The sequence below is a fragment of the Pseudomonas sp. SMV7 genome, from assembly GCF_052041995.1.
GTDB lineage: Bacteria > Pseudomonadota > Gammaproteobacteria > Pseudomonadales > Pseudomonadaceae > Aquipseudomonas.
Window position 1 is genome coordinate 67,962 of sequence record NZ_JBKGGT010000023.1, and the last position, 10,994, is coordinate 78,955.

A 10,994-nucleotide genomic window follows, 5' to 3' on the forward strand; every position below is an offset into this window, starting at 1 on the left:
AAAACTTTGTAAGGTTGGCGCTGCTTATCCCATAATGTGCCACCAGAGACATTGGCCGCAGCTTTGCAGAGGTAAGTCGATCCCCATGAACCGCACCGGCCGCGCCCTGACCCTGGGCTGCCTGTTGCTTCTTCAGCCCCTGCTGGCCCTGGCAGAGGGCGGTAACTCGTTGCTGATTCCGGCGACGGGCCGCTGCACCTTGAACGTGCAGCCTGAAGACCTGGCAAACGCCCTGAAGGCCTGCGAACAGACGGCGACGGCGGGGGACGCCCAGGCGCAGTTCGAACTCGGCGACTACTACTACTCGCAAACCCCGAAAAACCTCGACAAAGCCCTGGACTGGTTGCAGAAGGCCTCGCTGCAAGGCCATGCCGAAGCCCAGTACCGCCTGGGTGCCATGTTCTACCGTGGCGAAGGGGTCAAGGCCAACAACGTGCAGGCTTACATCCTGTTGAAGATGGCCGCGGTCAACGGCGCCGAGGATGCGCTGGACATGGCTGACGAAGTGACCGAGAAAATGCCCCGCGACGAGCTGGAGCATGCCACCCAGGTGCTCGGCCAGATCTTCCGCAAATACTTGCTGGAACTGCAGAACGCCGAAGGGCGCACACCGTTCTCGCCACTTCCCTGAAAGTCACTTCTCCGGCATCGGCATGGGGAACGGCATCACGTTGCCGCCGCCCTTGGCTTCGCTGATCTTGGCGGTGCCCAGGCGCTCCACCTCATCGATGCGCACGATCGAATGCAGCGGCACGAAACTGCGGATTACCCCGTCGAACTGGCTCTTGAGCTTTTCTTCGCTCGGGTCCACCACCAGCTGCGAGCGCTCGCCGAAGACGAACTCCTCGATTTCCAGGAAGCCCCACAGGTCGCTCTGGTAGATCTGCTTGGCATACATCTCGAAGACCTGCCCCTGGTTGAGGAAGATCACCTTGTAAATGGCGGGTTCGCGTTTGCTCATGTTTGGCGGGATAACACATGCGTAGGAAAAGGCGGGCATCATACCTGTACCGGCCCCTTCGCGGGCAAGCCCGCTCCCACAGGTATTGCACCCACCTTCGAAGCGGTGCGGTACCTGTGGGAGCGGGCGGGCCCGCGAAGAGGCCGGAACAGGCCGTACATACCGTTGGACGTTTCAGTGCTTTCGCCACTGCCATTCAAGGGTTATTCTTGAGTTCACCTTCATTGCCGTCGAGCGGCTAAAAACGACCTTGAACGCACCCATACAACCCCATCGTTTCATCCTCGAACCTTTCGAGGCCCACCGTTTCGCCAACCTGTGCGGCCAGTTCGACGAGCACTTGCGCCTGATCGAACAGCGCCTGGCCATCGAGATCCGCAACCGCGGCAATCAGTTCGAACTGATCGGCGAACCCAAGACCACCTCCGCCGCCGAGCAGCTGCTGCGCCGTCTCTACCGCGAAACCAAGGCCACCGAGCTGTCGCCGGAAACCGTGCACCTGTACCTGCAGGAATCGGCCGTCGAAAACATCGACAATCCGGCAGTCAACGAGGTCAGCGTGTCGCTGCGCACGCGCAAGGGCAATATCCGCCCGCGCGGTGTCAACCAGCAGCGCTACGTCAAGGAAATCCTGGCTAACGACATCAACTTCGGCATCGGCCCGGCCGGTACCGGCAAGACCTACCTGGCCGTGGCCTGCGCCGTCGACGCGCTGGAACGTGAACAGGTGCGCCGCATCCTGCTGGTACGCCCGGCGGTCGAGGCCGGCGAAAAGCTCGGCTTCCTGCCCGGCGACCTGGCCCAGAAGATCGACCCGTACCTGCGCCCGCTGTACGATGCCCTGTACGAAATGCTCGGCTTCGAACACGTGGCCAAGCTGATCGAGCGCCAGGTGATCGAGATCGCCCCGCTGGCCTACATGCGTGGCCGCACCCTGAACAACAGCTTCATCATCCTCGACGAAAGCCAGAACACCACGCTGGAGCAGATGAAGATGTTCCTCACCCGTATCGGCTTCGGCTCCACGGCGGTCATTACCGGTGACATCACCCAGGTCGACCTGCCGCGTGGCACCAAGTCGGGCCTGGCCCATGTCATCGAAGTGTTGAAGGACGTTCCGGGAATCAGCTTCACCCACTTCCAGCCCAAAGACGTGGTTCGTCACCCACTGGTGCAGCGCATTGTCGAAGCCTACGACCGCTTCGATGCCCGCCAGGCCAAGCCCGAGGCGCCCGGCAAAGATGCTTGAACTCGACATTCAACGGGCCACGGATGCTGCCGCCCCGGATGACATCGCTTTCCGCCGCTGGTGCGAACTGGCCCTGCGCCAGCGCAGCGCCGACTCGGAAATGACCATTCGCCTGGTCGACGAAGCCGAAGGGCGTGAACTGAACCACACCTACCGGCACAAGGACTACGCGACCAACGTGCTGTCGTTCCCGGCCGACGTCCCTGACGACCTGCTCGATATCCCGTTGCTGGGCGACCTGGTGATCTGCGTGCCGGTGGTCGAGCGCGAAGCGGCCGAACAAGGCAAGTCGCTCGAGGCGCACTGGGCTCACCTGGTTATCCATGGCTGCCTGCACCTGCTCGGCTACGACCACATCGAGGATGAGGAAGCCGAGGAGATGGAAGGCCTGGAACGGGAATTGCTGGCAGAACTGGGTCACCCCGACCCTTACGCCGACGATGAAACCGACTCAATCACACACTGATACACGAAGGATCACGAGAACCGCCATGAGCGAAGATCGATCGAGCAACGGGCAGAAGTCCTGGCTGGGTAAACTGACCCAGGCTTTTGCCCATGAGCCGAAAAACCGCCAGGAGCTGCTTGAGCTGCTGCGCGAAGCCCATCAGAACAAATTACTGGACAGCGAAGCGCTGACCATCGTCGAAGGCGCCATCCAGGTCGCCGACCTGCAGGTGCGGGACATCATGGTGCCGCGTTCGCAGATGATCAGCATCAAGGCCAGTCAGTCGCCACGCGAGTTCCTGCCGGCAGTGATCGACGCTGCGCACTCGCGCTACCCGGTGATCGGCGAAAGCCATGATGATGTGCTGGGGATCCTGCTCGCCAAGGACCTGCTGCCGCTGATCCTCAAGGAGAACGGTGACAGCTTCAATATCAAGGACCTGCTGCGCCCGGCCACCTTCGTGCCCGAGTCCAAGCGCCTGAACGTGCTACTGCGCGAATTCCGCGCCAACCACAACCACATGGCCATCGTCATCGACGAGTACGGCGGCGTGGCTGGCCTGGTCACCATCGAAGACGTGCTGGAACAGATCGTCGGCGACATCGAGGACGAGCATGACGTCGAGGAAGACAGCTACATCAAGCCACTGCCAAGCGGCGACTTCCTGATCAAGGCACTGACCCCGATCGAGAACTTCAACGAGTTCTTCGACAGCGAATTCTCCGATGACGAGTTCGACACGGTGGGCGGCCTGGTGATGAGCGCCTTCGGCCACCTGCCCAAGCGCAACGAAACCACCGAGATCGGGCCCTACAAGTTCCGTATTCTCAACGCCGACAGCCGGCGGATACACTTGCTGCGCCTGACACCGATCACCCGTTAAGGACGAACATGCGTTGGATCACCCGCCCCGGCTGGCCCGGTAACCTGCTGGCCCTGGCGGCCGGCGCTTCGACCCTCCTGGCCCTGGCGCCATTCGACATCTGGCCGTTGGCCTTGCTGTCCATCGCCGTGCTCTACCTTGGCCTGCGCGAGCTCAGCCCGCGCCAGGCCATGTGGCGTGGCTGGTGGTTCGGCTTCGGCCTGTATGGCGCCGGTACCTGGTGGATCTACGTCAGCATGAACACCTACGGCGGCGCCTCGCCGTTGCTGGCGATCCTGCTGCTGTTGGCGTTCTTCGCCGCCCTGGCCTGGTTCTTTGCCCTGCCCACCTGGCTGTGGGCACGCTGGTTGCGGCGCACTGAAGCGCCCCTGGCCGACGCCCTGTGCTTCGCCGCCCTGTGGCTGCTGCAAGAAGCCTTCCGCGGCTGGTTCCTGACCGGTTTCCCCTGGCTCTACGCCGGTTACAGCCAGCTGGACGGCCCGCTGGCCGGCCTGGCCCCGCTCGGCGGTGTCTGGCTGATCTCCTTCGCCCTGGCCCTGAGCGCCGCCCTGCTGTGCAACCTGCACCGCCTGCGCACGCGCCCCTCGTTCCTGGCCGTGGCCTGCCTGCTGTTGCTGGCGCCATGGGTGCTGGGCCTGGCGCTCAAGGGCCATGCCTGGACCAAACCGGCAGGCGAGCCGCTGAAGGTCGCGGCCATCCAGGGCAACGTCGCGCAGGAACTGAAATGGGACCCGGCGCACATCGATGCGCAACTGGCGCTATACCGTGACCTGAGCTTCAGTTCCCGGCCGGTGGACCTGCTGGTCTGGCCGGAAACTGCCGTACCGGTGCTCAAGGACCAGGCCCAGGGCTACATCGACGTGATGGGCCGCTTCGCCGCCGGGCGGAATTCGGCATTGATCACCGGTGTGCCGGTGCGTGAGGTCGTGCATCACCAGCGTCGCTATTACAACGGCATCACCGTCACCGGTGAAGGCGATGGCACCTACCTCAAGCAGAAGCTGGTGCCGTTTGGCGAGTACGTGCCGCTGCAGGACATGCTGCGTGGCTTGATCGAGTTCTTCAACCTGCCCATGTCGGACTTCGCCCGCGGGCCGGAAGACCAGCCGCTATTGCAGGCAAAGGGCTATCAGATCGCGCCTTACATTTGCTATGAGGTGGTCTATCCCGAGTTCGCCGCCAGCCTGGCTGCCCGCAGCGAGCTGCTGCTGACCATCAGCAACGACACCTGGTTCGGCACCTCGATCGGCCCGTTGCAACACCTGCAGATGGCCCAGATGCGTGCACTGGAGGCCGGGCGCTGGATGATCCGCGCCACCAACAACGGCGTGACTGCGCTGATCGACCCGTTTGGCCGCATTACCACCCAGGTTCCGCAGTTCCAGCAGGCGGTGCTGTATGGCGAGGTGGTGCCGATGCAGCAACTGACGCCGTACCTGCAATGGCGCTCGTGGCCGCTGGCGATCGTCTGTGCAGTGCTGCTGGGTTGGGCGTTGCTGGCGGGGCGCATTGCCAGGACCGTTTGAGTTTTCCTGTACTGGCCTCTTCGCGGGTGAACCCGCTCACACAGGGACCGCACAAGCCCATGGCCTGCGGTGTACCTGTGGGAGCGGGTTCACCCGCGAAGAGGCCGGCACAGGCAACACAAGGCTCAGTAGAACAGCCGATACCCCACTAACCCCGCGACTTCATTGAGCAACTGTCCGCTTTGCCACAGCGCCCGGCTTTCCGGCAGCAACCCGGCAAACGGCCGCGCATGATCACGCCCGAGGAACCCGACCGGCGCCGGTACCACCTGGAACCCCGCCTGCTCGAAACTCCAGCGCGAGCGCTGCATGTGCCACGCCTGGGTCACCACGACCACCCGGCGGATTCCCAACGGCTGCAGCAGCCTGGCCGACAGCTGGGCGTTCTCCCAGGTGGTACGGCTGCCCTCCTCCCGCCATTTCACCTCGACGCCGAAATCTTCCCGCAGGCATTCAGCCATCAACCGCGCCTCGCTCGGTGGCGAGCCATGGTGCAAGCCACCACTGGTCAGCACCGGCAGGCCCGAGGCCTTGGCCAGCCGTGCGGCAAAGCGCATGCGCTCCAGGGCGATGGCCGTGGGCTGGTCGCTACCGCCCCAGGCCGGGTCACCGCGTTCACGCCCGGCGCCCAGCACCACGATGGCATCTGCCCGGCTTGCCAGGCCCGCCCAGTCATTCACTGCCAGCGGCGGCTCCGTCTCCAGCACCCGTGCCGTTTGCTGCATCACCAGCGGCAAGCTCATCAACCACAGGCCGGCCAGGCCCACGACAAAGCACAACGCAGCCAGCCGCGGCCGTCGCGCGCGCAGCCACCACGCCGCCAACAGCAGCAGGAACAGGATGCCCGGTGGCATCAACCATTGTTTGATGAAGAATCGGACAGCCATCGGCCACACCTCCTGGTCAGGCGTGCAGCCTAGAAGGATCGACGCCGGTCAACAAGGTTGCCACCGGCGCCGATCATGATATGTGCAAGGTTGAATGAACCGGCGCCCTGTAGCCTGCGCCTGGCGTCCCTGAACGGCTAGCGATGCGGCAGCGTCCTGGATCTCGCCGAACTGGCGGGGCGTTTCTTGTCCTTGAGCCAGATGATCTTGGCCGATGTCGGCTCCGCTTGTGGGTAACTGCCGACACAGGCATTGTGGCGCTCCGGGAGGGAATCCAGGTAGGCCTTGATCAGTTCGAACTCCGCATGGCTCAGGCCACGCAACTCCAGTTCGGCTGGCATTTCGTCGCGCAATCGCACCGAGGTCCTGGCCACTTCCAGTGCCAGGCCAAGCCGGTCGATCAAGCGTTCGTATAGCTCCGGTTTGATTGCGGGTAGCTGCGTCTCTCCCATCCGTTCACCTCATTGAAGATAAGAATATCTCCCCCCACACCTGAGCTTAGCGTTGTTGCGAAAAGCAGCCGCGTGCCGCGACCAGCGGGCATAAGCAATGAAGGTTTCCCACGACGCGCGGCGCTGCTGTATGCTACGGCGTTCACTCTAAATGAAGCCGGAGTGCCGGACGCAGCGAGGTTCCGCTGCCTGGAACAAGGTCTCTTTCCTCTCAGCAAAAAGTAGCCATGCACGAACAATACACGCCCCGTGATATCGAAGCCGCCGCCCAGAAGTTCTGGGACGAGCAACAATCGTTCGCTGTTACCGAACAGCCAGGCAAGGACACCTACTACTGCCTGTCGATGTTCCCGTACCCGAGCGGCAAGCTACACATGGGCCACGTGCGCAACTACACCATCGGTGACGTGATTGCCCGCTACCAGCGCATGCTGGGCAAGAACGTGCTGCAGCCGATGGGCTGGGACGCTTTCGGCATGCCCGCGGAAAACGCGGCGATGAAGAACAACGTCGCCCCGGCCAAGTGGACGTACGAAAACATCGACTACATGAAGACCCAGCTCAAGAGCCTGGGCCTGGCCATCGACTGGGCACGTGAAGTCACCACCTGCAAGCCTGACTACTACCGTTGGGAGCAGTGGCTGTTCACCCGCCTGTTCGAGAAAGGCATCATCTACCGCAAGAACGGCACCGTGAACTGGGACCCGGCGGACCAGACCGTACTGGCCAACGAGCAGGTCATCGACGGCCGTGGCTGGCGTTCGGGCGCGCTGATCGAGAAGCGCGAGATCCCGATGTACTACTTCCGCATCACCGACTACGCCGACGAGCTGCTGGAAAGCCTCGACGAGCTGCCGGGCTGGCCTGAACAGGTCAAGACCATGCAGCGCAACTGGATCGGCAAGTCGCGCGGCATGGAAGTGCAGTTCCCCTACGACCAGGCCAGCATTGGCCACGCCGGCACCCTCAAGGTCTTCACCACCCGCCCAGACACGCTGATGGGCGCCACCTACGTCGCGGTCGCCGCCGAGCACCCGCTGGCCACCCAGGCCGCCCAGGGCAACCCGGCGCTGCAGGCGTTCATCGACGAATGCAAGAGCGGCAGCGTTGCCGAAGCCGACATGGCCACCCAGGAGAAGAAGGGCATGGCCACTTCCCTGCTGGTCGAGCACCCGCTGACCGGCGAGAAGCTGCCGGTGTGGGTCGCCAACTACGTGCTGATGCACTACGGTGATGGCGCTGTAATGGCCGTGCCGGCGCATGACGAGCGTGACTTCGAGTTCGCCCGCAAGTACAACCTGCCGGTCAAGGCGGTGGTGCGCACCAGCGCCGGCGACGAAGTCGGCAGCGAATGGCTGGCCGCCTATGGCGAGCACGGCCAGCTGATCAACTCCGGCGAGTTCGACGGCCTGGACTTCGCCGGCGCCTTCGACGCCATCGAAGCGGCCCTGATCCGCAAGGAGCTGGGCAAGTCGCGTACCCAGTTCCGCCTGCGCGACTGGGGCATCAGCCGCCAGCGCTACTGGGGCTGCCCGATCCCGATCATCCACTGCCCGTCCTGCGGCGACGTACCGGTGCCGGAAGACCAGCTGCCGGTCACCCTGCCGGAGAACGTGGTGCCGGACGGTGCCGGTTCGCCGCTGGCGCGCATGCCGGAATTCTACGAATGCAGCTGCCCGAAATGTGGCGCCGCAGCCAAGCGCGAAACCGACACCATGGACACCTTCGTCGAATCGTCCTGGTACTTCGCCCGCTACGCCTCGCCGAACTACGAAGGTGGCATGGTCGACCCGAAAGCGGCCAACCACTGGCTGCCGGTCGACCAGTACATCGGCGGTATCGAGCACGCGATCCTGCACTTGCTGTACGCGCGCTTCTTCCACAAGCTGATGCGTGACGAAGGCCTGGTTACCTCGAACGAGCCGTTCAAGAACCTGCTGACCCAGGGCATGGTAGTTGCCGAAACCTATTACCGTGTGGCCAGCAACGGCGGCAAGGACTGGTTCAACCCGGCCGATGTCGAGGTCGAGCGCGATGCCAAGGCCAAGATCATCGGCGCACGCCTGAAAACCGACGGCCTGCCGGTTGAAATCGGCGGCACCGAGAAGATGTCGAAGTCGAAGAACAACGGCGTCGACCCGCAATCGATGATCGACCAGTACGGCGCCGACACCTGCCGCCTGTTCATGATGTTCGCCTCGCCACCCGACATGAGCCTGGAATGGTCCGATTCCGGCGTCGAAGGTGCCAGCCGCTTCCTGCGTCGCGTCTGGCGCCTGGCCCAGGCCCACGTCGCCCAGGGCCTGCCGGGCAAGCTGGACGTCGCCGCCCTGGACGACGCGCAGAAAGTCATTCGCCGCGCCATCCATGCCGCCATCAAGCAGGCCAGCATCGACGTCGGCCAGTACCACAAGTTCAACACCGCCATCGCCCAGGTGATGACCGTGATGAACGTGCTGGAGAAGGCCCCGCAGGCCACCGAACAGGACCGTGCCCTGCTGCACGAAGGCCTCGAAGCCGTCACCCTGCTGCTGGCCCCGATCACCCCGCACATCTCCCACGAGCTGTGGCAACAGCTGGGTCACCAGCAGGCGGTCATCGACGCCAGCTGGCCAGCCGTCGACGAAGCGGCCCTGGTACAGGACACCGTCACCTTGGTGGTGCAGGTCAACGGCAAGCTGCGTGGCCAGGTGGAAATGCCGGCCGCCGCCAGCCGTGAAGAAATCGAAGCGGCTGCGCGCAGCAACGAGAACGTCCTGCGCTTCATCGATGGCCTGACCATCCGCAAGGTCATCGTGGTACCGGGCAAGCTGGTCAACATCGTAGCCAACTGATGGCAACGCCCGCCCGCAGCCACTGCGGACGGGCGGAACAGGCCCACAAGGGAGCAACAACATGATCAAACGCAATTTGCTGGTAATTGGCCTGGCGGTCATGCTCAGCGCCTGCGGTTTCCAGCTGCGCGGCACCGGCTCCACCGAGCTGAGCGTGAAGGAGATGGACGTCAGCGCACGCAACGCCTACGGCCCGACCGTGGTCCAACTGCGTGAAACGCTGGAACGCAACGGCGTCAACGTGCACGCCGGCGCACCGTACCGCCTGGTGCTGACCAACGAGCAGGAGCGCGAGCGCTCGGCAACCTACAACAGCGGCAACCGTACCGCCGAGTACGAGCTGACCACCGTGCTGAACTACAGCATCCAGGGCCTGAACAACCTGGAGCTGACGAGCGACAAGCTGGAAGTGCGCAAGATCTACCTGCGTGACGGCTCGAACATCACTGGTTCGGAGCAGGAAGCCAACCGCGCCCGTGAGGAAATGCGCCGCGATCTGGTCAATGCGATGATGGCTCGCCTGCAGTTGCTGACCCCGTCGCAGCTGGACGAACTGCAGCGTCAGGCCGACGAGCGTGCCAAGGCCGAAGCCGCCGCGCTGGAGGCTGCCCGCCGACAGCAGGCCGAAACGCCTCAGCAGTCGCCACTGGAAGTGCCGGGCAACTAAGCCCGAACGGGGTACCTTCGGGTGCCCCGCCTGCTCGCCATGAAGCTCGCCCCCGCCCAACTCAACAAGCACCTGCAAGGCGCACTGGCACCGGTCTACGTGGTCAGTGGCGACGACCCGCTGCTGTGTCAGGAAGCCGCCGACGCCATCCGTAACGCTGCCCGCCAGCAGGGCTTCGACGAACGCCAGGTGTTCAGTGCCGACGCCAACTTCGACTGGGGCACCTTGCTTCAGGCCGGTGCCAGCCTGTCGCTGTTCGCCCAGCGGCGCCTGCTGGAGCTGCGGCTACCCTCCGGCAAGCCCGGTGACAAGGGTGCCGCCGCGCTGATGGAATATTGCGCCAACCCCGCCGAGGACACCCTGCTGCTGGTCAGCCTGCCCAAGCTCGACGGCAGCGCGCAGAAGACCAAGTGGGGCAAGGCGTTGATAGAAGGCCCGCATTGTCAGTTCATCCAGATCTGGCCGGTGGATGTGCAGCAGCTGCCACAGTGGATCAACCAGCGCCTGCAACAGGCCGGCCTGTCGGCACAGCGTGACGCCGTCGACCTGATAGCTGCGCGCGTCGAAGGCAACCTGCTGGCGGCCGCGCAGGAAATCGAAAAGCTGAAGCTGCTGGCCGAGGGCAACCAGATTACCGTGGAGACCGTGCAGGCGGCTGTCGCCGACAGCGCCCGCTTCGATGTCTTCGGCCTGGTCGATGCCATTCTCAATGGCGAAGCTGCGCATGCCCTGCGCATGCTCGAAGGCTTGCGCGGTGAAGGCGTGGAGCCCCCGGTGATTCTCTGGGCGTTGGCCCGTGAACTGCGCCAACTGGCCGGGCTGGCCCAGCAGTTCAGCCAGGGCGTGCCGCTGGACAAGGCCTTCAGCCAGGCGCGCCCGCCGATCTGGGACAAACGCCGACCGCTGGTCAGCAAAGCCCTGCAGCGCCTGTCGGCACAGCGCTGGGCGCAGTTGCTGCAGGATGCCCAGCGTATCGATGCGCAGATCAAGGGGCAGGCCGAGGGCTCGCCGTGGACCGGCCTGGCGCGGCTGGCGCTGTTGATGGCTGGGCAGCGGCTGGCGCTTCCCCCGGAGTAACTGAGGCCGC

At 64.1% G+C, this 10,994-nt stretch carries 11 protein-coding genes; 8 read left to right on the top strand and 3 right to left on the bottom strand.

What is annotated here, in order from left to right:
• The first annotated feature begins 85 nt into the window (after positions 1 to 85).
• Positions 86 to 631 (top strand): tetratricopeptide repeat protein, encoded by a 546-nt coding sequence (locus tag ACLEJP_RS22585; protein ID WP_186686599.1) that lies wholly within the window; start codon positions 86 to 88, stop codon positions 629 to 631.
• 3 nt (positions 632 to 634) lie between these two features.
• Here ACLEJP_RS22585 and ACLEJP_RS22590 read toward each other — a convergent pair whose 3' ends face one another.
• Positions 635 to 961, bottom strand: a complete 327-nt coding sequence (locus ACLEJP_RS22590) for a DUF1820 family protein (protein WP_170032856.1) — start codon at positions 959 to 961, stop codon at positions 635 to 637.
• Positions 962 to 1,211: 250 nt separating this feature from the next.
• Between ACLEJP_RS22590 and ACLEJP_RS22595 the strand changes: the two genes are divergently transcribed.
• From ACLEJP_RS22595 to lnt, 4 genes are read left to right on the top strand one after another with little or no spacing between them, the layout of a single operon-like run.
• On the top strand, positions 1,212 to 2,210 hold the full coding sequence (locus tag ACLEJP_RS22595; protein ID WP_225779358.1) for a PhoH family protein: 999 nt from the start codon (positions 1,212 to 1,214) through the stop codon (positions 2,208 to 2,210).
• The gene (ybeY, locus tag ACLEJP_RS22600) at positions 2,203 to 2,676 is read left to right on the top strand and encodes an rRNA maturation RNase YbeY (RefSeq protein ID WP_440810076.1); all 474 of its coding nucleotides are present in this window, start codon (positions 2,203 to 2,205) and stop codon (positions 2,674 to 2,676) included. The genes ACLEJP_RS22595 and ybeY overlap by 8 nt, the downstream gene beginning before the upstream one ends.
• 25 nt (positions 2,677 to 2,701) lie before the next feature.
• Entirely contained in the window at positions 2,702 to 3,541 is an 840-nt protein-coding gene (locus ACLEJP_RS22605; RefSeq protein ID WP_186686596.1) for an HlyC/CorC family transporter, read from the top strand.
• 8 nt (positions 3,542 to 3,549) lie between these two features.
• Positions 3,550 to 5,067 carry an apolipoprotein N-acyltransferase gene (gene lnt, locus ACLEJP_RS22610; protein WP_440810079.1) on the top strand — a complete coding sequence of 506 codons (1,518 nt, stop codon included), beginning with the start codon at positions 3,550 to 3,552 and terminating at the stop codon, positions 5,065 to 5,067.
• Between the two features lie 125 nt (positions 5,068 to 5,192).
• Here the strand turns inward: lnt and ACLEJP_RS22615 are convergent, their stop codons facing one another.
• A complete protein-coding gene (locus tag ACLEJP_RS22615; protein WP_440810081.1) occupies positions 5,193 to 5,954 on the bottom strand; it encodes a YdcF family protein in 762 nt (253 codons plus the stop codon).
• Positions 5,955 to 6,091: 137 nt separating this feature from the next.
• The gene (locus ACLEJP_RS22620) at positions 6,092 to 6,406 is read right to left on the bottom strand and encodes a hypothetical protein (protein WP_170032865.1); all 315 of its coding nucleotides are present in this window, start codon (positions 6,404 to 6,406) and stop codon (positions 6,092 to 6,094) included.
• Positions 6,407 to 6,633: 227 nt separating this feature from the next.
• Between ACLEJP_RS22620 and leuS the strand changes: the two genes are divergently transcribed.
• From leuS to holA, 3 genes are all read left to right on the top strand, one after another.
• A complete protein-coding gene (gene leuS, locus ACLEJP_RS22625) occupies positions 6,634 to 9,240 on the top strand; it encodes a leucine--tRNA ligase (protein WP_440810084.1) in 2,607 nt (868 codons plus the stop codon).
• Between the two features lie 61 nt (positions 9,241 to 9,301).
• On the top strand, positions 9,302 to 9,907 hold the full coding sequence (locus tag ACLEJP_RS22630; RefSeq protein ID WP_289129796.1) for an LPS-assembly lipoprotein LptE: 606 nt from the start codon (positions 9,302 to 9,304) through the stop codon (positions 9,905 to 9,907).
• Between the two features lie 39 nt (positions 9,908 to 9,946).
• Positions 9,947 to 10,984: a DNA polymerase III subunit delta gene (gene holA / locus ACLEJP_RS22635; protein ID WP_289129793.1), complete on the top strand. Its 1,038-nt coding sequence runs from the start codon at positions 9,947 to 9,949 to the stop codon at positions 10,982 to 10,984.
• The last annotated feature ends 10 nt before the right edge of the window (positions 10,985 to 10,994 follow it).

Bases quoted from the DNA above. Each gene is read 5' to 3' on its own strand.
- ACLEJP_RS22585 (WP_186686599.1), top strand. From the start codon at position 86: ATGAACCGCACCGGCCGCGCCCTGACCCTGGGCTGCCTGTTGCTTCTT.
- ACLEJP_RS22590 (WP_170032856.1), bottom strand. From the start codon at position 961: ATGAGCAAACGCGAACCCGCCATTTACAAGGTGATCTTCCTCAACCAG.
- ybeY (WP_440810076.1), top strand. From the start codon at position 2,203: ATGCTTGAACTCGACATTCAACGGGCCACGGATGCTGCCGCCCCGGAT.
- ACLEJP_RS22605 (WP_186686596.1), top strand. From the start codon at position 2,702: ATGAGCGAAGATCGATCGAGCAACGGGCAGAAGTCCTGGCTGGGTAAA.
- lnt (WP_440810079.1), top strand. From the start codon at position 3,550: ATGCGTTGGATCACCCGCCCCGGCTGGCCCGGTAACCTGCTGGCCCTG.
- ACLEJP_RS22615 (WP_440810081.1), bottom strand. From the start codon at position 5,954: ATGGCTGTCCGATTCTTCATCAAACAATGGTTGATGCCACCGGGCATC.
- ACLEJP_RS22620 (WP_170032865.1), bottom strand. From the start codon at position 6,406: ATGGGAGAGACGCAGCTACCCGCAATCAAACCGGAGCTATACGAACGC.
- leuS (WP_440810084.1), top strand. From the start codon at position 6,634: ATGCACGAACAATACACGCCCCGTGATATCGAAGCCGCCGCCCAGAAG.
- ACLEJP_RS22630 (WP_289129796.1), top strand. From the start codon at position 9,302: ATGATCAAACGCAATTTGCTGGTAATTGGCCTGGCGGTCATGCTCAGC.
- holA (WP_289129793.1), top strand. From the start codon at position 9,947: ATGAAGCTCGCCCCCGCCCAACTCAACAAGCACCTGCAAGGCGCACTG.